Here is a 25,881-nt window from a genome sequence, read left to right on the forward strand (position 1 = left end):
GCCGCGCGGGCTGCCTGAGACTGTCTCCGTAAGGATCATCCGGAAAACAGTCTCACTCGTCCGTTCGCAAGGCCTGTCCGGAATCGATGGGCAGGCGGGTGCCCTTGAGTTCGTCGCCGGTGGGCAGGCTGCGCACGTCCCAGCCGCCGCCGAGTGCCCGGATGAGGGCGACGGCGGTGGTGAAGCGGTTGAGGCGGATCTGCAGGGCGTTGATCTCGTTGTTCAGGGCGATGGACTGGGCCGTCACCACCGTGGTGTAGTTCTGCGTGCCCGCCCGGTACTCGTTGAGGGTGATCTCGACACCGCGCCGGGCCGAGGCCACGGCCTCGTCCTGCGCCGCCTGCTGGCGGGCGAGGATGCGCACGCCCGAGAGCCCGTTCTCGACCTCCCCGAAGGCGGTGAGCACGGTCTGGCGGTAATTCGCCACCGCCGCGTCGTAGGCCGCGCGGGTGATGCGGAGCGCCGCCGCGCGGGCGCCGCCGTCGTAGAACACCTCCGTGCCGGCCGCAGCGACCGACCAGACCTGGTTGGCGGCCGAGAACACGCCGTTCGACGTCAGGCCCGAGACCCCGCCCGAGGCCGAGAGGGTGAGCGTGGGGTAGAACGCCGCCACGGCGACGCCGATGAGCTCGCTCTGGGCCTGCACGGTCCGCTCGGCCTGGGCGACATCGGGGCGGCGCTCCAGCAGGGCCGACGGAATGCCCACCGGCACGGCGGGCGGGTGCACGGCGAGCGGCGCGACGGGCAGGGACAGTTCGGCGGGCGGGCGCCCGACGAGGGTCGCCAGGGCGTGCTCGAAGATCGCCCGCTGCAGGCCGATGGCGATGGCCTGGGCCTGCGTCGTCTGCAACAGGGTCTGGGCGGTGATCACGTCGGACCGCGCGGCCACACCCGCCGCGTACTGGTTCTCGGTGATGGCCAGACTCTTCTTGAAGCCCGCGATGTTCTCGTCGAACACCCGCTGGAGCGAGTCCTGATATCTGAGGCTCAAATAGTTGTTCGCGACCTCGGACTGGATGGTGAGGCGCACCAGGGCCAGATCCGCCGCGCTCGCCTGGGCGGTGGCGACCTCGCTCTCGAGGTTGCGCCGGATGCGGCCGAACAGGTCGAGCTCCCAGCTCGCCTGCCCCTGGAGCGAGACGGTGGTGCGCTCCGAGCCCCCGACCCGCGAGCGGGTGATGTTCGGCGCGCCGATCACCGTGGGAAACAGGGCGGCGCGGGCCTGGGCGACGAAACCGCGCGCCTGCTCGTAGGCGGCGACCTGGGCGCGCAGGGATTGGTTGTCGACGTCGACGAGGCGGATCAGCCGGTCGAGGGCCGGATCCCGAAAAACCCGCCACCAGTCGCCGCGCTCGGCCCCGTCGTTGGGGGCGGCCGGGCGCCACCCCTTGCGGCTCGCGACATAGGCCGCACTGTCCTCGCGGGCCCCGCCCTCCTTGAAGGCAAGCGGCGTCTCGACGGAGGGACGGGAATAGTCGGGGCCGACCATGCAGCCGGAGACCGACGCCGCGAGGGCGACGAGGGCGACGAGATGCGACGGGCTCCCTCTCCTGGAAGGAGAGGGTTGGGGTGAGGTGTGGGACCTATTCGGAGAGTCCACACACCTCACCCTGTCCCTCTCCTTCCAGGAGAGGGGACCCGCGCCACCTTCGGAATGCATCGGCCCGCTGTCGCATCGGAACGTGACGTCACTGCGCGCGCGACGATCCACCAAACTACCCACGCTCATTCGGCGGCGCCAGGAACCGCGCCAGGAACCGCGCCGGGAACCGCGTCGAGCGCAGGCCCGCGCCGGCGCAGGCGGTCGAGGTAGAGGTAGACGACGGGGGTGGTGTAGAGGGTCAGGATCTGGCTCACGATGAGGCCGCCGACGATGGCGATGCCGAGGGGGCGGCGCAGCTCCGAGCCCTCCCCGCCCGCGAGGATGAGGGGGAGCGCGCCGAGCATGGCGGCCAGGGTTGTCATCATGATCGGGCGGAAGCGCAAGAGGCAGGCCTCGAAGATCGCGTCCCGGGGTTTCAGGCCGCGCGTCCGCTCCGCGTCGAGGGCGAAGTCGATCATCATGATGGCGTTCTTCTTCACGATGCCGATGAGCAGGAACACCGCAATGAGGGCGATGACCGTGAATTCGGTGCCCGAGACCAGGAGCGCCAGCAGGGCGCCGATGCCGGCAGACGGCAGGGTCGACAGGATGGTGAGCGGGTGGATGAAGCTCTCGTAGAGGATTCCCAGGATGGTGTAGACGGCGACCAGGGCGGCGAGGATCAGCAGGGGCTGGCGCGACGAGGATTCCTGGAAGCTCTTGGCGCCGCCGGCGAACTCGCCGTGGATGGTGGCGGGCAGGCGCAGGTCCGTCATGGTCTGCTCGATGATCCGGGTCGCGTCCGACAGGCTTTTTCCGGGGGCCAGGTTGAACGAGATCGTGGTGGCGACGAACAGGCCCTGGTGGCTCACCTGCACGGGGGCGTTGCCGGTCTCGATATGGGCGAAGGCCGAGAGCGGGATCATCGTCTCCTTGGCGGAGGAGACCGGGGCGCTCGACGAGGCGCCGCCCTTGCCGCCCGCGATGGCGTTGGCGGCGGCGTTGCGGGCCGAATCCCCCGCGAGGGCGGCGGCCGGGTCCGTCACGGCGGCGGTGCCGCTCGGGCCGGCATTGCCGGCCGGATTGGTGTTCACAGTTCCGCCCGTCGCCACGGTGCCGGCCACCGCGTTGGTGGTGGCCGAGCCCCGCGCCTTGCCGCCGGACGTCGAGACGAACAGCGTCTTCAGGGTGTCGGGACTCTGGAGGTAGCGCGGGGCGATCTCCATGACGACGTGGTACTGGTTGAGCGGGTTGTAGATCGTCGAGACCTGGCGCTGGCCGAAGGCGTCGTAGAGGGTGTTGTCGATCTTGTCCGGCGTCAGGCCGTAGCGGAACGCGGTGGCCCGGTCGATGACGAGGCGGGTCTCGAGGCCGCCCTCCTGCTGGTCCGAGGACACGTCGACGAAGGTCGGGTCCTTCTGCAGGGCCTGGAGCAGCTTCGGGGCGGCGGCGTAGAGCTCTTCCGCCGTGTCGCCCTGGAGGGTGTACTGGTAGGTGGCGAAGCTCTGGCGCCCGCCCATGCGCAGGTCCTGGCGTGGGAACAGGTAGAGCCGCGCCCCCGCCACCTGCGAGAGCTTGGGCCGCAGGCGGGTCATCACCTTCTCGATGGGGTCGCGCTCGGCCTTGGGCTTCAGGCCGACGAAGACGTTGGCCGAGTTGGTGGCGCGCCCGCCGGTGAAGCCGACGACGCTGTCCACCGCCGGGTCGGCCTGCACGATGGCGGTTGCCTGTTCGAGCTTCTGCTTCATCGCCTGGAACGAGATGCGCTGGTCGGCCTGGATGCCGCCCATCATCTGACCCGTGTCCTGTTCGGGAAAGAAGCCCTTCGGCACGATGACGTAGAGGTAGACGTTGAGGCCCACCGTGGCGACGAGGCTGAGCACCACGAGGCGGCGGTGGCGCAGGGCGATGCGCAAGGTGCGCTCGTAGGCGGCGAGCATGCCGTCGAACCCGGCCTCCAGGCCGCGCAGGAAGACATTCGGCCGGCGCGCCGGGTCGTGCGTCTGGGGCTTGAGGAGCAGCGCGCACATCATCGGCGTGGTGGTCAGCGACAGCACCAGGGAGATGAGGATCGCCAGCGACAGGGTGACGGCGAATTCCTGGAACAGGCGCCCGACGATGCCGCCCATGAGCAGGATCGGCAGGAACACCGCCACCAGGGACAGGCTCATGGAGATGACGGTGAAGCCGACCTCGCGGGCGCCCAAGAGTGAAGCCTCCACCCGCGCCTTGCCCTGCTCGATGTGGCGCTGGATGTTCTCCAGCACCACGATGGCGTCGTCGACGACGAAGCCCGTGGCGATGATGAGCGCCATGAGCGAGAGGATGTTGAGGCTGTAATCCAGCAGGTACATGGCCGAGAAGGTGCCGACGATGGAGATCGGCACGGCGACCGCCGGGATCAGGGTCGCGCGGCCCGAGCGCAGGAAGACGAAGACCACGAAGATCACCAGCACCACGGCGATGAGCAGGGTCTCCTCGGTCTCGGCGAGCGACGCCCGGATGGTGGCGCTGCGGTCGCCCGTCACCATGAGGTCGATGTCGCCGGGCAGCGCCGCCTGGACCTGGGGAATCGCCTTCTTCAGGCCGTTGATGGTGTCGACGACGTTGGAGCCGGGCTGCTTGTAGATGAACAGGATCACGCCCGGCTTGCCGTTGACGAGACCGAGGTTGCGCTTGTCCTCCACGGAATCCACGACCTTGCCGACATCGGTCAGGCGCACGGCGGCGCCGTTGCGATAGGCCACGACGATGTCGCGGTAATCGGCCGCCACCCGGCCCTGGTCGTTGGCGTAGAGCTGGTAGCGCCGGGTGTCGGTCTCGATGGCGCCCTTGGGCGAATTGGCGTTGGCCGAGGCCAGCGCCGCGCGGATGCCCTCGAGGCCGATGCCGTAATTGAATAGGGCGGTGGGATCGAGCTCGACCCGCACCGCCGGCAGCGACGCGCCGCCGATGTCGACGTTGCCGACCCCGGGCAGCTGGGACATCTTCTGCTGCACCACCGTGGCGGCAGAATCGTACAGCTGGCCCGGCGACAGGGTGTTCGAGGTCAGCGCCAGGATCAGGATCGGCGAATCGGCCGGGTTGAACTTGCGGTAGGTCGGGTTCTGGCGCAGCGCCGTCGGCAGGTCGGCCCGGGCCGCGTTGATGGCCGCCTGGACGTCGCGGGCGGCCCCGTCGATGTTCCGGTTGAGGCCGAACAGCAGGATGATCCTGACCGAGCCGACGGAACTCGTGGACGTCATCTCGTTGACGTCCGCGATGGCGCCGAGGCGCCGTTCGAGGGGCGCGGCCACGGTGGTCGCCATGGTCTCGGGGCTGGCCCCCGGCATCGACGCCTGGACGAGGATCACGGGGAAATCCACCTGCGGCAGGGGCGCCACCGGCAGCTTCAGGAACGCGAACATCCCGGCGAGCAGCACGCCGAGGGTGAGCAGGATCGTGGCGACGGGCCGGCGGATGAACGGGGCGGAGACGTTCACGGCAGCGCCTCGACGGGGCCGGCGCCGCCTTCGCGGCGGCCGGTGAGGCGGCGTTCCAGGCGGTCGAACGCGAGGTAGATCACCGGCGTGGTGAACAGGGTCAGGACCTGGGAGACGATGAGGCCGCCCGCGATGACGATGCCGAGGGGCTGGCGCAGTTCGGCGCCCACCCCCGTGCCGACGATGAGCGGTACCGCCGCGAACAGGGCAGCCAGGGTCGTCATCAGGATCGGCCGGAAGCGCAGGAGGCAGGCCTCGTAGATGGCGTCGCGGGGGCTCATCCCGTCCTCGCGCTCGGCCTGGAGCGCGAAGTCGATCATCATGATGGCGTTCTTCTTCACGATGCCGATGAGGAGCACGATGCCGATGACCGCGATGATGTCGAGCGACAGCCCGAACAGCATCAACCCCAGGAGCGCCCCGATGCCGGCGGAGGGCAGCGTCGACAGAATCGTGATCGGGTGGATGAAGCTCTCGTAGAGCACGCCGAGCACGATGTAGACGGTGACGATGGCGGCGATCACCAGGAACAGCTGGTTCGACAGGGCCGACTGGAACGCGAAGACCGAGCCCTGCGGCACCACGCGAAAACTCGGCGGCAGGTCGATGGCCTTGCCCGCCGCCTCCACCGCCGCCACGGCGTCGCCCAAAGCCGCGCCGGGCGCGAGATTGAACGACACGGTGGTGGCCGGGAACTGGCCGAGATGGGAGATGAGCAGCGGCGCCCGCCGCTCGCTCACCCGGGCGACCGCCGAGAGCGGGACCTGCCCCGAGGCCACCGTGGAGGACGGCAGGAAGATGTGGTCCAGGCTCTCGATGGTCCTGTGCAGGGCCGGGTCGGCTTCGAGGATCACCCGGTACTGGTTCGACTGGGTGAAGATCGTCGAGATGATGCGCTGGCCGAAGGCGTCGTAGAGGGCGTTGTCGACGGTGGCCGGGGTGATGCCGTAGCGCCCCGCCGTCGCCCGGTCGATGGTGATGTAGGCGGCGAGACCGCTGGCCTGGAGGTCGCTCGCGACATCCATGAGCAGGGGCGACGTCTGGAGCTGGCGCACGAAGCGCGGCACCCAGGTCTCGAACTCCGTGAGGTTCGGGTTCTCGAGGATCACCTGATACTGCGTCGCGCTCACCGCCGTGTCGATGGTGAGGTCCTGCACCGATTGCAGGTAGAGCCGGATGCCGGCGACCCCCGTGGTCGCGGCCTTGATCCGTTCGATGACCTGGCTCGCCGTGGATGTCCGCGCGGCGTGGGCCTTGAGGTTGATGAGGAACCGGCCCGAATTCAGGGTGACGTTCTGGCCGTCGACGCCGATGAACGACGACAGGCTGGCCACGTCTGGGTCCTGCAGGATGAGGGCGGCCAGCTTCTGCTGGCGCTCGGCCATGGCGGCGTACGAGACGGTCTGGTCGGCCTGGGTGATGCCCTGGACGACGCCCGTGTCCTGCACGGGGAAGAACCCCTTGGGGATCACCACGAACAGGTAGGCGGTGAGCGCCACCGTCGCGAGGGTCACCACCAGGGTCAGGCCCTGGTGGCGCAGGATCACGCGCAGCATCCGGCCGTAGCCGGCGATGATACCGTCCATGGACCGGCGGGCCGTGCGGGCGACGAACCCCTCGCGGCGCTTGGCGTGCCCGGCCGGCACGGGCTTCAGCAGGCGCGCGCACAGCATCGGTACGAGGGTCAGCGAGACCACGGCCGAGATCACGATGGTGGCCGCGAGCGTGATGGCGAATTCGTGAAACAGGCGCCCGACAACGTCGCCCATGAACAGGAGCGGGATGAGGACGGCGATGAGCGAGACGGTCAGCGAGATGATGGTGAAACCGATCTCGCGGCTGCCCTTGAGGGCCGCTTCGAGGGGCGGGTCGCCCTCCTCCACGTGGCGGGCGATGTTCTCGATGACCACGATGGCGTCGTCGACGACGAAGCCCGTCGCGATGGTGAGCGCCATGAGGGAGAGGTTGTCGAGCGAGAAGCCGTACAGGTCCATGATCGCCAGGGAGCCGATGAGGGAGAGCGGCACCGACAGGCTCGGGATCAGGGTGGCGGAGACGCTTCGCAGGAACAGGAAGATCACCAGCACCACGAGGCCGATGGCGAGCGCCAGCTCCACCTGCACGTCGTGCACGGAGGCGCGGATCGTCACCGTGCGGTCTGTCAGCACGCCGACGGTGATCGCCGCCGGCAGGGTCGCCTGGAGCTGGGGCAGGAGCTTCTGGATCTTGTCGACGGTGCTGATGACGTTGGCGCCGGGCTGGCGCTGGATGTTGAGGATCACCGCCGGGGTCTCGTCGGCCCAAGCGCCGAGCTTGGTGTTCTCCGGCCCCGAGACCACGTCGGCCACGTCCGAAAGCCGCACCGGGGCGCCGTTCTTGTAGGCGATGATCGCCGCGTCGTAGGCCTTCGGGTCGCGGATCTGGTCGTTGGCGTTGATGGCGTAGGACTGGGTCGGCCCGTCGATGGTGCCCTTCGGTGTGTTGACGTTGAGGTTGGTGATGGTGGTGCGCAGGTCGTCGATGTTGAGGCCGTATGCCGCCAAGGCGCGTGCGTTGAACCGCACCCGGATCGCCGGGCGCTGGCCGCCGCCGGTGCTCACGAGGCCGACGCCCGCCACCTGGGAGATCTTCTGGGCGAGGCGCGTCTCGGCCAGATCGCGCACCTCGGTGAGCGGCATGGTCTTCGACGTGAGCGCGAGCGTCAGGATCGGCGCGTCGGCGGGGTTCACCTTGGCGTAGATCGGCGGGGCCGGGAGATCCGCCGGCAGCAGGTTGCCGGCGGCGTTGATGGCGGCCTGGACCTGCTGCTCGGCGATGTCGAGGGGCAGGTCCAGGCTGAACTGCAGGGTGACGACGGAGGCGCCCGCCGAACTCTGCGACGTCATCTGGTTGAGGTTGGCGAGTTGGCCGAACTGCCGCTCCAGCGGCGCGGTGACCGCCGAGGTCATCACCTCGGGGCTGGCGCCGGGATAGAACGTCTGGATCTGGATCGTCGGGTAATCCACCGACGGCAGGGCCGAGACCGGCAGGTTCAGGTACGACACCATCCCGACCATCAGGATCGCCAGCATGAACAGCGTGGTGGCGACGGGCCGCAGGATGAACAGGCGGGACGGGTTCATGGGGCGAGCCCCACGCCGTCGAGGGAGCCGCCGACGGAACTCCCTCTCCTGGAAGGAGAGGGCTGGGGTGAGGTGTGTGACTTATCCGGAGCGTTCGCACATCGCACTCTGTCCCTCTCCTTCCAGGAGAGGGGACCCGTGCTGGCGGCGAACGCCGGAGTTAACGGCGAAGGTCCGCACCGGCCGAGAGGTGGCGAGCGGCCGGGCAACCTCATTGCGCGGCCGGGCGCTGGCGGCGGCGTTCACGCGTCTGGCCCTCGGGGGCGACGGCATCGGCCTTCGCGGCCTCCGCCTTGGCGTCCTCGGGCTTCGGACCGGCGGCACCGGGCGGACGGGTGCCGTCGTCGGTGATGCGGACAGGGGCGCCATCGCGAAGCCGGTCGGTGCCGTCGACCACGACCCGGTCGCCGACGCCGAGGCCGGCCTTCACCACCGTGCGGGCGCCGTCGGCCTCGCCCAGGGTGATGGGGCGGACCACGACCTTGTCGTCGCCCTGCAGGAGGTAGACGTAGGTGCCGGGCGTGCCGCGCAGGATTGCGGCGGTGGGGACGATGGGGGCGTTCCGCACGGTGTCGACGGTCAGCTTGGCGTTGACGAACTGGTTCGGGAACAGGGCGTCGTCGGTGTTGTCGAACAGGGCGCGCAGCCGCACCGTGCCGGTGGTGGTGTCGATCTGGTTGTCCACGGTGTCGAGGGTGCCGGTGGCGAGCACGGTGGTGTCGCCGCGATCGTAGGCCGAGACCGTGAGCCTGTCGCCCGTGCGCACCCGGCGCATCACCTGGGCGACGTCGTCCTCGGGCAGGGTGAACACCACCGAGATCGGGTTGAGCTGGGTCACCACCACGAGACTGGTCGAGGCGGCGGTGATGTAGTTGCCCTGATCGACCTGGCGCAGGCCGACGCGGCCCGCCACGGGCGAGACGATGCGCGTGTAGGTGATGTTGAGCTTCTGCTGGTCCACCAGCGCCTGGTCGGCCGCCACCGTGCCCTCGTTTTGCTTGACCAGGGCGCCTTGCGTGTCGACGTTCTGCTTCGAGATCGAATCCTGCTGGGCGAGGCGCTGGAAGCGGGCGAGGTCGAGCTTCGAGTTCTGCAGCAGGGCCTGATCGCGCATGAGCTGGCCCTGGTACTGGGCGAGCTGGGCTTCGTAGATCCGCGAATCGATCTGGGCGAGGAAATCGCCCTTCTTCACCATCTGGCCTTCGCGAAACCCCACCTCCATGAGGTAGCCGCTGATCTGCGAGCGCACGGTGACGTTGGCGAGGGGCGTCACCGTGCCGAGACCGCCGAGCACGATGGGCACGTCGCCGGCCGCGATGGTGGCGATGCCGACCGCCTGGGCCGGCTCGCCATGGCGCCCGGAGCCCCGGCCGCCCTTGCCGCGCGGTCCGGCCGTCTCCGTCGTGCCCTCGGGCTTTTGCGCGAGGTAGTGCCGGTAGCCGTAATACCCGCCGCCCGCGAGGATCAGCAGCAGGACGAACCACAGCCAGCCGCGCCCGCCCCGCGTCGGCGCGGCGCGGGTCTCGGACGGGGGCGCGTAGTCCCGCGCGGTCTCGGTGCGGATCGGCGAATTCTCGTTCATGGCGTCACGGCATCGGCGGGCGAGGCGCCCTCGCGGACAGACTGGAGTGGATCTAAGCACGCGTCGCCCGGTCCGACAGAACGGGGCAACGTCGCACCCGGGCGGGGGCGGCGATCGACCTCGGCTCCGGAGGCTTCGGTTCCACGGCGGCGCAGCATGGTGCCCCTTCTGGCCGCCCAATACGACGCCAGTACGGCGTCCGCGTTTCCCCCGTGTTGCTGTCCGTCGCTCCTGTGGATCACGGCCGGTTCGCGGGGTCGTAGGCCCGCACCACCGCACGGTACTCCTCGTCCACCGGCGTCACCGGGACGAGGTGGCGCAGGCCCGCGCCCAGGAGGGCGGTGGCGAGGGCGAGGAGGAGACAGGTCCGGACGCGCATGGCCTCCCGTTCCTGCCACAGGCGCAGGGACCGGACACGGAAAAACCGCAGGACACGAAAAAAGGCCGTCGCTGGGGGCGCCGGCCTTTCTCGGGAAGTACAAACTCGGGAAGTCCGAGCTTGGGAAGTCCAAATTTGGGAAGTTCAAGTTCAGGACGTTCGACCTGATCGGGAAGAACGATCCGCTCGGGCAGAAAAGCCCGGGCGGATCCGCGTCTCTGAAGAAAGCTTCGTGGACCGGAGCGACCGCCGCCTTCCCGAAACGAGGGGGCGAAGTCCCGTGAGAGCCGCCGTCGCTCCGGCCATGACCGGAACCTACGTCACGGGTGATGAATGTCAACAATCGTCAGCCGTGAGCGCCCCTCCAGCGCCCCCGGACGTGCGGAACCGCACATTTCACCCCGCGTGGGCGCCGTGCTACGCATCCGGCCTCCCGACGCCCGGGCGTCGTCGCACCCTCGCCTGCCGAACCGTATGAATCCCGTCTTCGCGAACCTGCCCACGACCGTCTTCACCGTGATGTCCGGCCTCGCCCGCGAATGTGGGGCGATCAACCTCGGCCAGGGCTTTCCCGACGATCCCGGCCCCGAGGACGTGCGCCGCAAGGCGGCCGAGGCGGTGATCGCGGGCGACAACCAGTATCCGCCGATGATGGGCCTCCCGGAGCTGCGCGCCGCCATCGCGACGCATTACCGGCACCATCAGGACCTCGACCTCGACCCGCAGACGGAGGTGATGGTGACCTCCGGCGCCACCGAGGCCCTGGCCGCCGCCCTGCTTTCCCTCATCGCACCCGGCGACGAGGTGGTGCTGTTCGCCCCCCTGTACGACGCCTACCTGCCCATGGTGCGCCAGGCCGGCGGCGTGCCGCGCATCGTCAACCTCAAGCCTCCGCATTTCCGGCTGGAGGAAGAGGCCCTGGCGGCGGTCTTCTCCGACCGGACGAAGCTCGTGGTGCTGAACAACCCCCTCAACCCCAGCGCTACGGTGTTCTCCCGCGAAAACCTCGCGCTCCTGGCGGGGTTCTGCACGCGCCACGACGTGATCGCGGTCTGCGACGAGGTGTGGGAGCACATCGTGTTCGACGGCGCGGCGCACGCCCCGCTCATGGCGCAGCCCGGCATGCGCGACCGCACGGTGAAGATCGGCTCGGCCGGCAAGATCTTCGGGCTCACGGGCTGGAAGGTCGGCTTCGTCATGGCCGCCCCGCCGCTCCTGCGGGTGGTGGCGGGCGCGCACCAGTTCCTCACCTTCACCACCCCGCCCTGCCTGCAGGTGGCGGTGGCCTACGGCTTGGGCAAATCCGACGACTATTTCACCCGGATGCGCGAACGCTTCGCCCGCTCGCGGGACCGCCTCAGCGCCGGGCTGACGGAGCGCGGCTTCACCGTGCTGCCCTCGGCCGGCACCTACTTCCTCAACGTCGACATCGCGCCGCTCGGCTTCACCGGCGACGTGGCGTTCTGCGAGGATCTGGTGCGCACCCACGGCGTCGCGGCGATTCCCGTGAGCGCGTTCTACGATGCCGACCCGGTGCGCCACATCGTGCGCCTGTGCTTCGCCAAGTCCGACGCGACCCTCGACGCCGCCCTCGACCGCCTCGGGCAGGTGTCCCGGAGGGCCGCCTGATGGGGCCGGTGCTTGCGGGGGCGCGCGGCCGGGGCCACATCCCGGGTCATGAGCACACCGCGCATTCCCGGCCGCCCGACCACGGACTTTTCCCGAGAGGCCGGTGCGGCGACACCGTTCCGGCCGCAGGCCGACGACCGCGAGGCGACGCTCCTGCGCCTCGAGGCGCTGGCGCACCTCATGGATTCGGCCTTCCTGATTCCGGGGATCAACCGCCGGGTCGGCCTCGACGCCATCGTGGGCCTCGTGCCGATCATCGGCGATGTCGCCGGCATGGTCATCGCCTCCTACGTGGTCAACGAGGCGCGCCGGCTCGGGGCGCCGCGCTGGCTCGTCGCCCGGATGATGGCGAACGTGGTGTTCGACGGGGCGCTCGGCATCGTGCCGCTGGCCGGCGACCTGTTCGATGCGGCCTTCAAGGCAAACCGCCGCAACGTCGCCCTGCTGCGCCGCCACCTCGAGAAGACCGGCGGCCTGCGCCCCAACGAGATCGAGGGGACGGCGGTGCGGATCGACGGCTGAGCGCCTTGCACACCGGGGATCACCGATGAATCAGGTCGCCGTTCCCCGGATGGCCGCGCCAGCCGCCCTCCCCCGCACGGGCTGGCTCTCACCCCTGTCGCGGCGGCGGCTCGCCAATTTTCGCCGCAACCGCCTCGGTTTCTGGTCGTTCGTAATCTTCGCGGCCCTGTTCGGCACGAGTCTGTTCGCGGAGTTCATCGCCAACGACCGGCCCCTCGTCGTGTCCTACAAGGGCGAGATCCTGTTTCCCGTCCTCATAGACTACCCGGACGAGAAGTTCGGCGGGTTCTATGCCCGGCCGAACTACCGCTCGGCCGAGACCCGGAAGGAGATCGCCGACAACGGCTGGGCGATCTGGCCGCCGATCCCGTATGCCTACGACACCATCATCGACGGGCTGCCGACCCCCTCGCCCTCGCCGCCGACCTGGATGCTGACGGAGCAGCAGTGCCAGTCCGTCGGCAAGCCGTGCGCGGCGCTCGAAAAGCACTGGCTCGGCACCGACAACACCACCCGCGACGTGCTGGCCCGGATCATCTACGGCTTTCGCATCTCGGTGCTGTTCGGGCTCATCCTGGCGCTGATCTCGTCGGTGATCGGCGTGATCGCCGGCGCCGTGCAGGGCTATTTCGGCGGCTGGGTCGATCTCGCCCTGCAGCGCTTCATCGAGGTGTGGAGCGGCATCCCGACCCTCTACCTCATCATCATCATCTCGGCCTTCATCGAGCCCGGCTTCTTCGTGCTGCTCGGCATTCTGCTGCTGTTCTCGTGGGTGTCCCTGGTGGGCGTGGTGCGGGCCGAGTTCCTGCGGGCGCGCAACTTCGAGTACGTGCGCGCCGCCCGCGCCCTCGGGCTGTCGAACATCCGCATCATGAGCCGGCACCTGCTGCCCAACGCCATGGTGGCGACCCTGACCTTCCTGCCGTTCATCCTCAACGGCTCCATCGGCACCCTGACCTCCCTGGACTTCCTCGGCTTCGGCCTGCCCCCGGGCTCGGCGTCGCTCGGCGAGCTGCTGGCGCAGGGCAAGGACAACATCCAGGCGCCGTGGCTCGGGCTCACGGGCTTCCTCGTGGTGGCGGTGATGCTGAGTCTTCTCGTCTTCGCCGGCGAGGCCGTGCGCGACGCCTTCGATCCCCGCAAGTCCTTCGCCTGACAAATCCCTCGCCTGACAAGTCCTTCGCCTGATCCGGCCGCCGCGCCATCGGGGACACCGAGGGCGGTCCCCACGCGCCCGCCGGGGTTCGGGGTCCAAGTTCAATTCGGCATCCGGAACGGATCGACCCGGACCGGCAGGAGCTCACCTTGGGCCGGACAATCATTTTATAAGTTTTTTGCGTCATCCTGACTGTCCTACACGCGAGTGCCGGTCTCGATCGCATGTTCCTGAGCACCCCATCGGACGTCTGGTCCGCGCAAGATCGGGACGTCGATCGGATGCCCGCCGCCCAGGCGTCCGCCGGTCTTCCGGCCGAAGCCGGCCTCACGCGGATCACGGCCCTCGCAGCCGGCTGCCTCGGCACGCCGCTCGCCTGGATCACCCTCGGGACGGGCCCAGCGGCATCGATCCGGGGCGGCTTCGGATTCGCCGGATCGGACGCACCGGACGCGACGGGCTTCCAGGCCGCGACGCCCCTGCTCGGCGCCGGGGGGCGTCGGTTCGGCGAACTTCGCGTCGGGGCCCCGGGCGCCCGCGCAGCCTTCGACGCGGCGGAGATGGGCCGGCTCGCGGATTTCGCCGCCCTCGCCGCCGACCACCTCGAACGCGAGGGCGGGGCGTGCGCGGACGGTATCGCACGGGGCTTCGCCGAGGCGGCGGCCTTCGCCTTCCTGGCGGTGGACGTCGGCGGCACCATCACCTTCGTCAACCGCGCCGCCGAGACCCTGTTCGGCTACGCGCCCGGCACGATGACGGGGCAGGACGTCGAGATCATCATCCCGCCGTCATTCCGGGCACGGCACGGCGAGCGCTTCGCCGGGTTCGTGGTCGGTGCGACCTCGAAGCTCGTCGGCCGGACCATCGAACTCGTTGCCCAGCACCGGGACGGCACCACCTTTCCCATCGAGTTCTCCATGTCCGCCTGGACCACGGACGGGCGGATCGGGATCGGCGCGATGATGCGCGACATCAGCGCGTGGCGCGCCCGCGACGACCAACTCGTCCACATGGCCCACCACGACAGCCTGACGGGGCTCGCCAACCGGGCGCAGTTCGACGAACGCCTTCGGGCCGCCCTCGAGCAGGGGCCGGCGACGGTGCTGCTGCTCGACCTCGACGGGTTCAAGGAGGTGAACGACAGCCTCGGCCACGCCACCGGCGACACCCTGCTGAAGGCCGTGGCCGTGCGGCTTCCGCTCTGCGTCGCGCCGGACGTGACCGTGGCGCGGCTGGGCGGCGACGAATTCGCGATCCTGCTGGCGCCGTGCGGCGACCCGATCCCGGCGGCCGCCACCGCCACGCGGATCCTCGACACCTTCCAGGCGACGTTTCAGCTCTCCGGCCACACCTTCCACGTCGGCCTCAGCCTCGGCATCGCCGTCGGCGGCCGGGGCACGGACGCCGCGGCCCTCATCGCCGATGCGGACCTCGCCCTCTACCAGGCCAAGCGCGACGGGCGGCGCTGCTACCGCCTGTTCGAGCCGGCCATGCGCAGCGCGGTGATCGCCCGCCGGACCCTGCACGACGAGCTGAGCCACGCCCTGGAGGCCGGTGAACTCGTGCTGCACTACCAGCCCCAGGTCGCCTTCGACACGGGGCGGGTGGTGGGCGCCGAGGCCCTGCTGCGCTGGCGCCATCCGTCCCGCGGGCTGCTGCTGCCGGGCGTGTTCCTGCCCGCCCTCGAAGCCCACCCGATGGCGGCCGCCATCGGACGCTGGATCGTCGAGGAGGCCTGCCGGCAGGCGGCGCAGTGGCGGGCGGCGGGGCTCCCGCCGCTGCGGGTCGCCGTCAACCTGTTCACCGCCCAACTGCGGGCCGGAACCCTGGCGGAGGACGTGATGCGGTCGCTCACCCGCTACCGGTTGCCGCCCGCCGCCCTCGAACTCGAGGTCACCGAGCGCATCGCCCTCCAGGCCGACGACGCGATCCTGGAGCCGATCCGGGCGCTGCACGCCCACGGGGTCGCGGTGGCGTTCGACGATTTCGGCACGGGCTACGCCTCGCTCTCCTCCCTCAAGCGCTTCCCCCTCACCCGCCTGAAGATCGACCGCAGCTTCGTGCGCGACGTGCTCACCGACCGGCACGACGCCGAGATCATCCGCGTCGTCCTCGGCATGGCCGAGAACTTCGGCCTGGAGGTCATAGCCGAAGGCATCGAGGGCGCCGACCAGGAAGCGGTCCTGCGCGGCATGGGCTGCCACGAGGGCCAGGGCTACCTCTACGGCAAGGCCATGAGCCCCACCGCCCTCGCGGCGATGATCCGGTCCCGCGAGGGCATGACGGACGAAGCCGAGGTGGCGTGAGACGGCCCGCTCGACGATGGCGGATAACCGGCCGGGCCGGCCGGATCACAGGGGCCGGGTGCCGCCGGCGAGCAGCCAGCCCCGTGCGCGCTGGATCAGGGCGGGGCGAACGCGGGCGACGTCGTCGCCGTCGAGGAGCGGTGAGGTCGACAGGGCGGTAAGGTAGGCCGCCTCGTCGGCTTCGCACGCGCGCAGGGAGGCGTCCGCCGCGCGGATGCGGGCGGTGCGGGCCGTCTCGATGGCGAAGGTGCGGTGGAGGCAGCCGCGCCAAGTGGCATGCCGGTCGGCCGCGTCGCCGGCCCAGGCCCCGCCGGGAACGCCGATCGACACCGCGAGGAGGAGCGCGCACACCGCGCCGGCCCGGGTCGTCATGGGCGGGTCGTCATGGAAAGGTCTCCGGATGGAGACAGCGTCGCGCAAGGTGTTTAACGGGCCCTGACGATCGCCGCGCGCGAACCGTGCCGTTCCGGGACGGCGCCGCGCGGCGCCGGATCGGCCACCCCGCGCAAAGGACCCCCCATGGCCTGGATCACCCTCGTTGCCGCCGGCCTCCTCGAAGTGACCTGGGCCTACGCGATGAAGCTGTCGCACGGGTTCACCCGGCCGTGGCCGACGGCGATCATGGCGGTCACCATGGTGGGCAGCGTCGCCCTCCTCGCCGTGTCGATGCGGACCCTGCCCCTCGGCACCGCCTACACGATCTGGACCGGCATCGGCGCCGTCGGGGCCTTCGTCCTCGGCATCGCGGTGCTGGGCGAGGAGGCGAGTCCCGCCCGCATCGTCGCGGCCCTGCTCATCGTCTCGGGCCTCGTGACCATGAAGCTCGCCAGCCCGCAGTGAGGTCCGGGTCGGATCAGCGGTTGGCGGTGGTGACCGGCGAGGTGGCCCGACCGAGGGAGACCCAGGCCTGGGTGTCCTGGCTCTCGCGCTTGATGAAGGTGTAGCCGGTCTGGCGCCAGGACTGGACCGCGTTGGTCTTGTTGTCGAGGATGAAGTCGCCCCGGTCGGTGATCAGGGTGAGCACCGCGTGGCCCTCGCCCTTCTCGTCGATGACCACGGTCATCCGCATGGCCCGGCGCGGCAGGCCGGCAGCCGTCCTCCGCCAGATCCCAGCGGTCTGCGACGTGGAGGTGGTCCATGTCGGTGACGGCCCGGATGGCCTTGTTCACCCGGCGGTTGACGGACACGATGGTGTTCCAGGTCGCCGCGTCGAGCGCGATGGTGGCGGGCTCCGTGCGGTCGACGGCGCACTCGGCGGCGTAGCTCTCGCAGAAGGCGACCCAGGCGGCGATGGGCTTGGCGGCGGGGCCGCTGGCGATGACGCTCGGGGTGGCGGGCAGGGAGGCGAAGGTCTGGGCCGGGGCGGCCACGGGGGCGGCGAGAAGACCACCGAGAAGACCGGCCAGAAGCGCGGCACGGCCGAGGCTGCTGCCCGTAACCGCTTCCAGGCACTTCGAAATCGCGATCCGCATGGCCGGCCCGTTCCCGTTAATCTTCTGTTAACGAAAGGTCTCACGGCGGCTCGAGCGCGGCAATCGCCGGGTTAATAAAGGGTTAACGGTGTGGATAGTTGCACCGCAGGCGAAAGAAGCCTGACCGTACCGGCCTCCGTCCGGACGAAAAAACGCCCCGACGGGGTGACCGGCGGGGCGCTTGGGAGCGGTGGTTGTGAGGGGCAGGTCAGGCCTGCGGCAGGTCCGGGGTGATGCCGAGGTTGGCCATACCCTCCGCGAGGAGATCGGCGGCGTTGGGGGTGCCGAGGAGTTCGCGGGCGGCGCCCTCGCCGACGGATTCGCGCTCGCGGGCGAAGCGCACGGCGTCGCCCCATTCCTCGGCCTCCATGTCGCCGCGCCCGACATAGATCAGGGCGAGGAGGTCGGCGCGCTCGTCGTCGTTGAGCGCCCCGATCATCGACCGGACCTCCTCCTCGGTGGCGTCGTCGGTGCCCGAGGTGAGGATGTCGGTGGCGCCGTCGTCGATGGCGTTAGAGCCGGAATCCGGGTCCGTCGGGCCCTCCTTCACCTCGACGGCGCGCAGGCGCAGGATGATCTCGGTGACGGTGTCGACGGCGATGTCCATGGGCGTGTTCCAGACTCGTGGGCCGCCGGGGGCGGCGGCCTCAAGCAGGCACAACCCACGAGGTCCGCAAGGGTTCGCGGGCGGGCGTCGGGGCCTGCCCTCAGGCGGTCCCATCCACGAAGGCGCGCATGAGCAGGTGCGCGATGGCCATGGGCGGCGGCACGGTGAGGCCCTCGGGGTGCGTCCCCACGATCATCGCCGACACGTCGTCCCGGGTGAGCCAGCGGGCGTCGGTGAGCTCGACGGGATCGAGGGTGATCGCCTCGTCGAGGGCCTCGGCGACGCAGCCGATCATCAGGGAGGCGGGGAACGGCCACGGCTGGGACGCGTGGTACGTCACCGCGCCGACGCGAATCCCGACTTCCTCGAAGGTCTCGCGCCGCACGGCCGCCTCGATGGTCTCGCCGGGCTCCAGAAAGCCCGCGAGGCAGGAATACATCGCCTCCTTGAACCGGGGCGAGCGGCCGAGCAGGCAGCGATCCCCCCGCGTGATCAGCATGATCACCACCGGGTCCGTGCGCGGGAAGTGGTGGGTGTCGCAAGACCCGCAATCGCGCCGGTAGCCGCCGGCGGCGAGCTCGGTCCGGGCACCGCAATTGGCGCAGAATCGGTTCCGCGCGTGCCAGGCCAGAAGCGATTTCGCCGTGGCGACGAGCCCGAGTTCGTGAGGCGCGACGGATCCCTCGGCGGCGAGGCTGCGGAGATCGTTCGTGGCGAGATCGGGTTCGGCGTCGAACGCCTCCGCGCGCTCCGGCGCCAGGGCGGCGGCGAAGACCGGTGCCCCGTCGAGGCGGCCGAGGAACAGGGTCGGGCCGGGCGCGGCGATGCGCTCCGGATCGAGCAGGGCGGAGCCGTTCGCGAGCAAGATCCGCTCGCCCGCCATGGCGACGAGGCGGGCGCCGGGCGCGGTCAGGAGCGGCACGGCGGCGTCGCTCTCGGCCGAATGGCGCACGAGGCGGTTGTGGACGTAGCCGAGACCGGCGAGGGGGTCCGTCACCCTCAGGCCGCCGCGAACAGGGCGCCGATGCGCTCGATCATCTGGGCGCGGGCGTGGTGCGGATAGGGCCGGGCCTCGCCCACCCCCCAGACCGGGCGCGGCCAGGCCGGGTCGGACAGGAAGCGGCCGACGACGTGGACGTGGAGCTGGGGCACGACGTTGCCGAGTGCGGCGACGTTGACCTTGTCGGGCTTGGCGAGCGCCAGCATCACGCCCGTCGCCAGACGCATCTCGTCCATGAGGGCGTGCGCGTCGTTCGCGCCGAGATCGGTGATCTCGCTTGCGTCGGGGCGGCGCGGCACGAGGATCAGCCACGGGAACCGGGCATCGTCCATCAGCAGCACGCGGCACAAGGCGAGGTCGCCGGCATGGACCGTGTCGGCGGCGAGACGCGGGTCGAGGGTGAAATCGGTCATGGGGGTGCGATGTAGGGCGAACCGCGCCCGGAAGCGAGGCGCCCGGCGCCCCCCCGCGCCTAGCGGCGGGGCGCGATGATGGCCGGGCCGGCGCTCGGCTCCGGGCGGAACAGTTCGTTGCGCTGAATCTGCATCCGGTTCTGGCTGTTGTCGAATTGCTGCTGGTTCTGGATCCCGCGGATCTGGCTCTGGGTCGAGAGCCGCTCGTTCATGTTGTTGAGGGTGTTGGGATTGCCCGAGGATTGGGCCAGGGCAGGCCCGGCGCCCGCCGCCAGGAGGGCGAGGGCCGCCAGGGTGCGGGTGGTCGTGATTCGGGGTGACGCGGTCATGGCGAAGCCTCCCTGTGGGGCGATGGGGTTCTGCCGAGACGACGCGCGGGGCGAAAGCCGGGTTCCCCCACGGGCGCTTTGCCGCCCGCCCTCGACGCCGTTCGCGTTTTGGTCCAGGGATGCGGCATGAATCAACACCCCGACACGGCGGGGGCCTCGCGGCCGGTGCCCGCTTCCGACGCGCCCACCTCCATCGCCGCCCGCGCCATGGCCTCCCTCAGGCCGCAGGGCTCGCCCTACCTGGAGGGCCTGAACGACGAGCAGCGCCGCGCCGTCGAGGCGACGGACGGCCCCGTCCTCGTGCTCGCCGGCGCCGGCACGGGCAAGACCCGGGTGCTCACCACCCGCATCGCCCACCTCATCGCGACGGCCAAGGCGCGCCCCTTCGACATCCTGTCGGTGACATTCACCAACAAGGCGGCGCGCGAGATGAAACACCGCATCGGCGCGCTCATCGGCCCGGCGGGCGAGGGCATGCCGTGGCTCGGCACCTTCCACTCCATCGGCACCAAGATTTTACGACGCCACGCCGAACTCGTCGGCCTGCGCTCGGACTTCACGATCCTGGGCATGGACGACCAGCTGCGGCTGATGAAGCAGGTGATCGTCGACCAGAACATCGACGAGAAGCGCTGGCCCGCCCGCGCCCTCGCCTCGGCCATCGACGGCTGGAAGAACCGCGGCCTCCTGCCCGAGCAGGTGCCGCCGGGCGAGGCGGGCGCGTTCGCCTTCGGCAAAGGCGGCGCGCTCTACACCGCCTACCAGGCCCGCCTGCTGACCCTCAACGCCGCCGATTTCGGCGACCTCCTGCTGCTCTGCCTCAAGCTGTGGCGCGAGAACCCGGACGTGCTGGAGAACTACCAGCAACGCTTCCGCTACATTCTGGTGGACGAGTACCAGGACACCAACGTCGCCCAGTACCTGTGGCTGCGCCTGCTGGCGCAGGGCCACCGCAACGTCGCGTGCGTCGGCGACGACGACCAGTCGATCTACGGCTGGCGCGGCGCCGAGGTCGACAACATCCTGCGGTTCGAGCACGACTTTCCGGGTGCCACCGTGGTACGCCTGGAGCGCAACTACCGCTCCACCGGCCACATCCTCGCCGCCGCGTCCGGGCTCATCGCCAAGAACGAGGGGCGCCTCGGCAAGACCCTGCGCACGGAGGACGTGCCGGGCGAGAAGGTGACGGTGGCGGGCGCCTGGGATTCGGAAGAGGAGGCCCGCCAGCTCTCCGAGGCCATCGAATCGCTCCAGGCCAAGCAGCACCCCCTCTCCGAGATCGCCGTGCTGGTGCGGATCTCGGCGCAGATGCGCGAGATCGAGGACCGCTTCGTCCAGTTGGGGCTCCCCTACCGGGTCGTCGGCGGCCCGCGCTTCTACGAGCGCGCCGAGATCCGCGATGCGCTCGCGTATCTCCGCGTGACCCAGAATCCGTCCGACGACCTCGCCTTCGAGCGGATCTTCAACACCCCGAAGCGGGGCTTGGGCGACGCGACCCTGCAGATCCTGCACGGGTATTCGCGGTCCCAGGGCGTGCCCCTGCTGCAGGCCGCGCGGCTCCTCACGGAGACCGACGAGCTGAAGCCGCGCGCCCGCTCCGGGGTGCGCGCCCTGGTGGAGAGCTTTTCGCGGTGGGCCCGGATGGTCGGCACCAAGCCGCATTCGGAGGTGGCCCAGACCATCCTGGAGGAATCCGGCTACACCGAGATGTGGCAGAAGGACAAATCCGCCGACGCGGCCGGGCGCCTGGAGAACCTCAAGGAGTTCGTGCGCTCCATGGAGGAATTTCCCGACATGGCCGCCTTCCTCGAACACGTCTCCCTGGTGATGGAGGCGAGCGAGCAGGAGGGCGCCGACCGGGTGTCCCTCATGACGCTCCACGCCGCCAAGGGCCTCGAGTTCGACACGGTGTTCCTCCCCGGCTGGGAGGACGGCCTGTTCCCGAACCAGCGGGCGCTGGACGAGAGCGGCCGGGCCGGATTGGAGGAGGAGCGTCGGCTGGCCCATGTGGGCCTGACCCGGGCCCGCAAGCGCGCCAAGCTGTCCTTCGCCGTCAATCGGCGCATCCACGGCCTGTGGTCCTCCACGGTGCCGAGCCGGTTCATCGACGAATTGCCGCCCGGCAGCGTCGACGTCATCGACGCCCCCGCGCATTTCTCTGCCGGCGCCTCGCGCTTCGACCGCAACCCGACGCCGTTCGGCTCGTCCTACGGCACCCCGGGCTGGCAGCGGGCGCAGGCCGCGACCGCCAACACCGGCAATTTCGGAAGCACGCCCGCGCGCAATCCGGCCAACCGCGGGTCCGGCCCACGCCAGATCGAGGGCGAACTCATCGCGAAATCCACCGGCGCCCCCTCGGCCTTCTCCGTGGGCATGCGGGTGTTCCACACCAAGTTCGGCCCCGGCGACGTCGCCGCGGTCGACGGGAACAAGCTCACCGTCGATTTCGACAAGGCCGGGCAGAAGATGGTGCTGGACAGCTTTATTCAAGCGGCGTGAGCGGGCTTGTGGCTGGAAGGCCCGCTTTCCCACCCACGACCTCATCCTGAGGTGCCGCGTCAGCGGCCTCGAAGGAGGGCTCCAAAGAGCGCACTGGGTCCTGGAGCCCTCCTTCGAGGCCTCCGCTTCGCTCCGGCACCTCAGGATGAGGTCGTGGGTGACGCGGGGACGAGATTCGCCGGCCCGCGAGAAAACTTCTCTCCGCGCGCCCAAGTCCGAAATCATGCGGACTTTCTACATCAATGATCGAGAATATTCGACCGTCATGCCGCCGTCGCTTCCAGTGCGGCATGGTGCATGCAACGATCGATGGGCGGACGAAGCGTGCCTCACACAACTCCCGATCGCCGCCGGTTCTAAACCGTGGACGCACCGGTGCAGCGGGAGTTTTGCGAGAGACACGAAGACCGGGCGCCTTCGCCATCCACAGGCAAGGCCGCCCGGCCGGGAACCGCCCACTTGCGGCCGGATTGGCTGGTGACGGACACTGGTGCCCGGTCGAGGGAGAGGACGAGGATTACGGCAAGAGGGTTCGGCGCGTCACGTTCAACAGGTGCAGTTCAGATTGAGTCCGGTTGGCCAAGTCCAGGTGGAGTATTGATCGATGAAGAGACGGCGCACACGACTTGAACTTGTGGAAGATCGCCCCGTCCGGTTGCACCGGACCCGCTTCGACGAGGAACGCAACCTCAGCCCGATCCAGCCCCTGACCGACCGCCAAGCCCAGTATCTCGACGCACTGGCCCTTCACAAGCAGGTGATCGTGCTCGGCCCCGCCGGCACCGGCAAGACCTTCATCGCCGGCACCCGGGCGGCGGACCAGCTCCGCCAGCGCCGGATCGGCAAGGTGATCATCACCCGCCCCAACGTGCCGTCGGGCCGCTCGCTCGGGTACTTCCCCGGCACCCTGGAGGAGAAGATCGCCCCCTGGGTCGCGCCGCTGACCGAGACCATGAAGGAACGCATGGGCGCGGCCGCCTTCGACATCGCGGTGAAGACCGGCGACATCGAGGTGGTGCCGTTCGAGGTGATGCGCGGGCGCACCTTCAAGAACTGCCTCGTGATCCTCGACGAGGCGCAGAACACCACCACGGCCGAGATCAAGATGTTCCTCACCCGCATCGGAGACGATTGCCAGGTGATCATCAACGGCGACGTGTCGCAGACGGATTTGCGCGAGACTTCGGGCCTGCGCACGGTGATCCACCTCATCAAAAGCCGGATGATGCCGATCCCCGTGGTGGAATTCACCCTCGACGATATCGTGCGCTCGGGAATTTGTGCTGATTGGGTGCGGGCTTTCGAGGAAACGAATCTCTGACTCGTGGGTTATCAGCGGCAGGCATCGCGGAGCCCGCCGCTCACTCCGGTGCGCGCCACGTGTCCTTCACCCGCAAGGGCCGGACGTGCAGACCGGGTGCCGCACTCGGACAAGAACACAACGGGAGTTCCACGTGAGGAAACTGACCTTCGCCATCGCCGTGCTCGCCTCGCTCGGCGGTGCCAGCCTCGCCACCTCCGCTTCGGCCGCGCCCGGCGCGCCGATGGGCGTCACTGCCCCCGAGACCGTGTCCACCGTGCAGATGACCCGCATGGAGCGTCGTATGGAACGCCGCATGATGCGCAACCGGATGGAGCGCCGTATGGAGCGCCGCCACATGCATCGCAAGATGATGCATCGCCGGATGATGCGCCGCATGTAATCGATCGCCGCGCGCGATCGATTCGGAAAGGGCCCCTCGCGGGGCCCTTTTTTCGTTCGGGATAGGATGTGCGTGTTTGGCGAGGCCCGATTTCGTGCTCCCAGGGGAGACGAGGCGACGGCCTCTGCCGCATCGCGCCGTCAGGGCCCGACCGATGCCGTGTCATCCCGAGGCCGTGCAGCGGCATGACACCGGTATCGATCCGGGAGCGTCCCTCTTCGGGAGCGCGTCCGCTCAATCCTTCGCGGCGGCGTTCCTGGTGATGGAGCCGGTGGTCTTCGTGGGCGACTTCGCCGCCTTCTCCTCGGCGGTGACGATCGTGGCGGGCTTAGGTTTCGCCGGCGGGTTCGCCGCCGCATGGATCTGCCCGGCATGGGCAACCTTCGCCGGGGCCTTCGGCGTGAGCTTGGCCGGCGCCGGATCGGCCGCGACGGCGGGCGGGATCGTCGCCGCGTCGGCGGCCGGGGTCGCCGGAGCGGGACCGTTGCTGAACAGGTTGCCGAGCAGCTTCTTGTAGGCGGCCGGATCGCCGTCGGCGTCGGCCACCATCACGCGGGCGGGTTTTGCCGGGGCCGGCTCGGCGGCGGGTTCGGCCTTCGCCATCAGGGTGGGGCTCAACACACCCGGCTTGGTCCTGCCGGCCTTGGCGGCGGCCTGCGCGGCCGCGGCCTTGGTGGGAATCGGCGCCTCGGCGCTGGCGAGCATCACCGGACGGCCCTTGGCGTCGACCTCGATCTCGCGGGCGCCCGCGATGGTCTCGGGCCGGCTGACCTCGCCGAGATGGTGGCGGGCGTAGTCCTTCGGATCGTAGGGCTGCTCCGGCTCCTCGGGCTTCACCAGGTTGGCGAAGGCCAGGGTGTTGGCCGGCGGCTGCGGCCGGAACACCGGGTTCTGGCTGCCGTCCTCGTAGACCACGCGGGTGGCGGGCGTGCCCTTGGCGACGAGTTCGGCGATCTCGCGGTTGTCGCGGTCGCGCTTCTCGGCGACCTGCGGGTCGACCCGCGGGGTGCACGAGCCGGCGGCCGCGTCCGAGCCGCCGAACACGTAGCGGGCGCCGCACAGGCCGACCTTCGGCTCCTCGCGCAGGGCCTCGAAGTAATCGGAGCCCTCCTTGAGGTTCTTCCAGAACGGTGCGTTGGGGTCGTTGCGGAACTTCGCGACGTTCGCCGCCGTCATCCGGAACGGATAGGACTGGAACTGAAACGCCCGCTGGCCCCCGGCGAAGGAATCGCGCGCCAGCGCATAGATCTCGCCCATGGATTCGTCGGTCATGGCAAAGCAGCCCGCCGACGAGCAGGTGCCGTGGACCATGATGTAGTTGCCCGTGCGGCCGTTGGCCCGATCGTAGGCGTTGGGGTACCCGGTGTCGAACGAGAGGTAATACGACGAGTTCGGGTTCATCTGCCCCGGCGTCACCGTGTAGAAGCCCTCCGGCGCCTGGCGGTCGCCCTGCTTGGTCTTGGGGCCGAGTTGGCCCGACCAGCGGCAGATCGGGAACGTCTTCAGGAGCGCGTACTGGCCGTTGGTGCCGCGCTTCCACACCTCCATCTCCGCCTCCTTCTTGTAGGCGCGGATGAGGATCGGGTCGTTCTGGGCCATGCCCTTCTGGGTCATGAGCGCGAGGGTCTTGGGCGGCACGGGCGCGAGGGCGCGCAGGGGAACGCCGCCGCCCGTCGAACCGTCCTGGCAGGCGCCAAGCGAGATCGTGAGCGCGGCGAGGGCAGCGATCACGGACGGGCGCAACGCCGACGGGCGCACAGCCATGGGGAACCCCGTTCTCAAAAGTCACGCGTCCGCGGGATTCTCCCGTCGGACGCCACTCCCCAACCCAATAGCTCCGTTAAACTTACCCTCTTGTTACCGCAAGGCGATGGCAGCGGCGGCCGAGGGAGCCTGTGAATCCCGGGCATGGTTCGACGGACCCGCGGAACCCCGTTCCGGGGCCCAACAAACCGTACGCGAAGCCATTGGTGCGGAACGACTTTTCATCGTGGTCGCGGCGTCGTCCACCATCCGACACATGTGCGCTCCCGCACGGCCCGTCCGAATAAACGTTAAAAGGTTCCTGCCACGAACCTGCGACAAAACGTCCAGCGCC

18 protein-coding genes and 2 pseudogenes are annotated in these 25,881 nt (G+C 69.7%); 8 read left to right on the forward strand and 12 right to left on the reverse strand.

Features of this window, described 5'->3' with window-relative positions:
* Positions 1 to 52: 52 nt before the first annotated feature.
* The 5 genes and pseudogenes from ASF27_RS09825 to ASF27_RS22690 form a co-directional block, all read right to left on the reverse strand.
* Positions 53 to 1,516, reverse strand: a pseudogene (locus ASF27_RS09825) (efflux transporter outer membrane subunit); the annotation flags it as partial.
* Positions 1,517 to 1,725: 209 nt separating this feature from the next.
* Complete coding sequence (locus ASF27_RS09830) at positions 1,726 to 5,064, reverse strand: efflux RND transporter permease subunit (RefSeq protein ID WP_056359607.1); 3,339 nt, start codon at positions 5,062 to 5,064, stop codon at positions 1,726 to 1,728.
* Positions 5,061 to 8,186, reverse strand: a complete 3,126-nt coding sequence (locus ASF27_RS09835; protein WP_056359610.1) for an MdtB/MuxB family multidrug efflux RND transporter permease subunit — start codon at positions 8,184 to 8,186, stop codon at positions 5,061 to 5,063. The genes ASF27_RS09830 and ASF27_RS09835 overlap by 4 nt, the downstream gene beginning before the upstream one ends.
* A 211-nt stretch (positions 8,187 to 8,397) precedes the next feature.
* Positions 8,398 to 9,768 carry an MdtA/MuxA family multidrug efflux RND transporter periplasmic adaptor subunit gene (locus tag ASF27_RS09840; protein WP_056359613.1) on the reverse strand — a complete coding sequence of 457 codons (1,371 nt, stop codon included), beginning with the start codon at positions 9,766 to 9,768 and terminating at the stop codon, positions 8,398 to 8,400.
* Positions 9,769 to 10,006: 238 nt separating this feature from the next.
* Positions 10,007 to 10,147, reverse strand: a complete 141-nt coding sequence (locus ASF27_RS22690) for a hypothetical protein (protein WP_200918734.1) — start codon at positions 10,145 to 10,147, stop codon at positions 10,007 to 10,009.
* 474 nt (positions 10,148 to 10,621) lie between these two features.
* Between ASF27_RS22690 and ASF27_RS09845 the strand changes: the two genes are divergently transcribed.
* The 4 genes from ASF27_RS09845 (at position 10,622) to ASF27_RS09860 (ending at position 15,760) form a co-directional block, all read left to right on the forward strand.
* The gene (locus ASF27_RS09845) at positions 10,622 to 11,776 is read left to right on the forward strand and encodes an aminotransferase (RefSeq protein ID WP_056359616.1); all 1,155 of its coding nucleotides are present in this window, start codon (positions 10,622 to 10,624) and stop codon (positions 11,774 to 11,776) included.
* 48 nt (positions 11,777 to 11,824) lie between these two features.
* Entirely contained in the window at positions 11,825 to 12,298 is a 474-nt protein-coding gene (locus tag ASF27_RS09850; RefSeq protein WP_056170740.1) for a DUF4112 domain-containing protein, read from the forward strand.
* 25 nt (positions 12,299 to 12,323) lie between these two features.
* Positions 12,324 to 13,454: an ABC transporter permease gene (locus ASF27_RS09855; RefSeq protein ID WP_056359618.1), complete on the forward strand. Its 1,131-nt coding sequence runs from the start codon at positions 12,324 to 12,326 to the stop codon at positions 13,452 to 13,454.
* A gap of 281 nt (positions 13,455 to 13,735) precedes the next feature.
* Positions 13,736 to 15,760 (forward strand): EAL domain-containing protein, encoded by a 2,025-nt coding sequence (locus tag ASF27_RS09860; protein WP_056359771.1) that lies wholly within the window; start codon positions 13,736 to 13,738, stop codon positions 15,758 to 15,760.
* Positions 15,761 to 15,805: 45 nt separating this feature from the next.
* Here the strand turns inward: ASF27_RS09860 and ASF27_RS09865 are convergent, their stop codons facing one another.
* Complete coding sequence (locus ASF27_RS09865; RefSeq protein WP_056304532.1) at positions 15,806 to 16,132, reverse strand: hypothetical protein; 327 nt, start codon at positions 16,130 to 16,132, stop codon at positions 15,806 to 15,808.
* 147 nt (positions 16,133 to 16,279) lie between these two features.
* On the opposite strand from ASF27_RS09865, the gene ASF27_RS09870 reads away from it, so the two are divergent.
* Positions 16,280 to 16,600, forward strand: a complete 321-nt coding sequence (locus tag ASF27_RS09870) for a multidrug efflux SMR transporter (protein WP_056170392.1) — start codon at positions 16,280 to 16,282, stop codon at positions 16,598 to 16,600.
* A gap of 13 nt (positions 16,601 to 16,613) precedes the next feature.
* On the opposite strand, the pseudogene ASF27_RS09875 reads toward ASF27_RS09870, so the two are convergent.
* The 5 genes and pseudogenes from ASF27_RS09875 to ASF27_RS09895 form a co-directional block, all read right to left on the reverse strand.
* Positions 16,614 to 17,232: pseudogene (locus ASF27_RS09875) on the reverse strand (transglutaminase-like cysteine peptidase).
* Between the two features lie 208 nt (positions 17,233 to 17,440).
* Positions 17,441 to 17,839 carry a DUF3775 domain-containing protein gene (locus ASF27_RS09880; RefSeq protein WP_056359620.1) on the reverse strand — a complete coding sequence of 133 codons (399 nt, stop codon included), beginning with the start codon at positions 17,837 to 17,839 and terminating at the stop codon, positions 17,441 to 17,443.
* A 100-nt stretch (positions 17,840 to 17,939) separates the two neighbouring features.
* On the reverse strand, positions 17,940 to 18,836 hold the full coding sequence (gene nudC / locus ASF27_RS09885) for an NAD(+) diphosphatase (protein ID WP_056359624.1): 897 nt from the start codon (positions 18,834 to 18,836) through the stop codon (positions 17,940 to 17,942).
* Positions 18,837 to 18,838: 2 nt separating this feature from the next.
* Positions 18,839 to 19,252, reverse strand: coding sequence for an HIT domain-containing protein (locus ASF27_RS09890; RefSeq protein WP_056359627.1), 414 nt, complete (start codon positions 19,250 to 19,252; stop codon positions 18,839 to 18,841).
* A gap of 59 nt (positions 19,253 to 19,311) precedes the next feature.
* Entirely contained in the window at positions 19,312 to 19,581 is a 270-nt protein-coding gene (locus tag ASF27_RS09895) for a hypothetical protein (RefSeq protein WP_056170408.1), read from the reverse strand.
* A 126-nt stretch (positions 19,582 to 19,707) separates the two neighbouring features.
* Between ASF27_RS09895 and ASF27_RS09900 the strand changes: the two genes are divergently transcribed.
* The 3 genes from ASF27_RS09900 to ASF27_RS09910 all read left to right on the forward strand — a co-directional run bounded on the left by ASF27_RS09900 (position 19,708) and on the right by ASF27_RS09910 (position 23,783).
* Entirely contained in the window at positions 19,708 to 22,080 is a 2,373-nt protein-coding gene (locus ASF27_RS09900; protein ID WP_056304534.1) for a UvrD-helicase domain-containing protein, read from the forward strand.
* 604 nt (positions 22,081 to 22,684) lie between these two features.
* On the forward strand, positions 22,685 to 23,401 hold the full coding sequence (locus ASF27_RS09905) for a PhoH family protein (RefSeq protein WP_056170413.1): 717 nt from the start codon (positions 22,685 to 22,687) through the stop codon (positions 23,399 to 23,401).
* A gap of 133 nt (positions 23,402 to 23,534) precedes the next feature.
* A complete protein-coding gene (locus ASF27_RS09910; RefSeq protein ID WP_056170416.1) occupies positions 23,535 to 23,783 on the forward strand; it encodes a hypothetical protein in 249 nt (82 codons plus the stop codon).
* Between the two features lie 234 nt (positions 23,784 to 24,017).
* On the opposite strand, the gene ASF27_RS09915 is transcribed toward ASF27_RS09910, so the two are convergent.
* Positions 24,018 to 25,547: a murein L,D-transpeptidase family protein gene (locus tag ASF27_RS09915; protein ID WP_056359629.1), complete on the reverse strand. Its 1,530-nt coding sequence runs from the start codon at positions 25,545 to 25,547 to the stop codon at positions 24,018 to 24,020.
* Positions 25,548 to 25,881: the final 334 nt, after the last annotated feature.

Source organism: Methylobacterium sp. Leaf102, assembly GCF_001422425.1.
In the GTDB taxonomy this organism is placed as follows: domain Bacteria; phylum Pseudomonadota; class Alphaproteobacteria; order Rhizobiales; family Beijerinckiaceae; genus Methylobacterium.

Excerpts from the sequence above, each read along its gene's own strand:
- ASF27_RS09835 (WP_056359610.1), bottom strand. The coding sequence starts at position 8,186 with ATGAACCCGTCCCGCCTGTTCATCCTGCGGCCCGTCGCCACCACGCTG.
- ASF27_RS09840 (WP_056359613.1), bottom strand. The coding sequence starts at position 9,768 with ATGAACGAGAATTCGCCGATCCGCACCGAGACCGCGCGGGACTACGCG.
- ASF27_RS22690 (WP_200918734.1), bottom strand. The coding sequence starts at position 10,147 with ATGCGCGTCCGGACCTGTCTCCTCCTCGCCCTCGCCACCGCCCTCCTG.
- ASF27_RS09845 (WP_056359616.1), top strand. The coding sequence starts at position 10,622 with ATGAATCCCGTCTTCGCGAACCTGCCCACGACCGTCTTCACCGTGATG.
- ASF27_RS09850 (WP_056170740.1), top strand. The coding sequence starts at position 11,825 with ATGAGCACACCGCGCATTCCCGGCCGCCCGACCACGGACTTTTCCCGA.
- ASF27_RS09855 (WP_056359618.1), top strand. The coding sequence starts at position 12,324 with ATGAATCAGGTCGCCGTTCCCCGGATGGCCGCGCCAGCCGCCCTCCCC.
- ASF27_RS09860 (WP_056359771.1), top strand. The coding sequence starts at position 13,736 with ATGCCCGCCGCCCAGGCGTCCGCCGGTCTTCCGGCCGAAGCCGGCCTC.
- ASF27_RS09865 (WP_056304532.1), bottom strand. The coding sequence starts at position 16,132 with ATGACGACCCGGGCCGGCGCGGTGTGCGCGCTCCTCCTCGCGGTGTCG.
- ASF27_RS09870 (WP_056170392.1), top strand. The coding sequence starts at position 16,280 with ATGGCCTGGATCACCCTCGTTGCCGCCGGCCTCCTCGAAGTGACCTGG.
- ASF27_RS09880 (WP_056359620.1), bottom strand. The coding sequence starts at position 17,839 with ATGGACATCGCCGTCGACACCGTCACCGAGATCATCCTGCGCCTGCGC.
- ASF27_RS09890 (WP_056359627.1), bottom strand. The coding sequence starts at position 19,252 with ATGACCGATTTCACCCTCGACCCGCGTCTCGCCGCCGACACGGTCCAT.
- ASF27_RS09895 (WP_056170408.1), bottom strand. The coding sequence starts at position 19,581 with ATGACCGCGTCACCCCGAATCACGACCACCCGCACCCTGGCGGCCCTC.
- ASF27_RS09900 (WP_056304534.1), top strand. The coding sequence starts at position 19,708 with ATGAATCAACACCCCGACACGGCGGGGGCCTCGCGGCCGGTGCCCGCT.
- ASF27_RS09905 (WP_056170413.1), top strand. The coding sequence starts at position 22,685 with ATGAAGAGACGGCGCACACGACTTGAACTTGTGGAAGATCGCCCCGTC.
- ASF27_RS09915 (WP_056359629.1), bottom strand. The coding sequence starts at position 25,547 with ATGGCTGTGCGCCCGTCGGCGTTGCGCCCGTCCGTGATCGCTGCCCTC.